Source organism: Streptomyces sp. P17 (assembly GCF_032436805.1).
Classification (GTDB): Bacteria; Actinomycetota; Actinomycetes; order Streptomycetales; family Streptomycetaceae; genus Streptomyces.
On the sequence record NZ_JAVRBF010000353.1, the window covers coordinates 1 to 428 of the forward strand.

Annotated in this window: 1 protein-coding gene; it reads left to right on the top strand. The window is 47.7% G+C overall.

Features of this window, described 5'->3' with window-relative positions; translation table 11 throughout:
- Positions 1-428 (top strand): hypothetical protein (locus tag RMT89_RS41245; protein WP_315888885.1); only part of this gene is annotated, 428 nt, incomplete at both ends.

Consider the following 428-nt stretch of genomic DNA (forward strand, 5'->3'; position numbering starts at 1 on the left):
TCGAGTTCCGTTGGTGGCCTGTTTCGCAACCGTCCAATGTTTTTACGAAAGTTGCCGGTCAAAACCGTTCCACGTTTACATTATTTACCGATGGTGTTGTTGGCAAAACGCAATACGCCGTCCAATCTCGCCCGATTACCGATCCACCGCGCCAAGTAGTTTGGGGACCAACGCATCTTGTTACCACTCAGGAAGCGAGTGAAGATATTTATGGTCCGATTATCGACGCCATTAAAGAAAACATGGAATGGATTTCCAGCGGCACGCGTCAGGCGGTCGAAGGGGTTCAGGAATTACTTGATTATGTCACTGAACTGACCAACGTTAATTACGATCAGGCGCAGACGGTTAGGCGCGAAATGATTTCAACAACCGGCAACATTACCGCTCGGTTCACAGAAGAAATTCGCATTTTGACTGATGCAAAT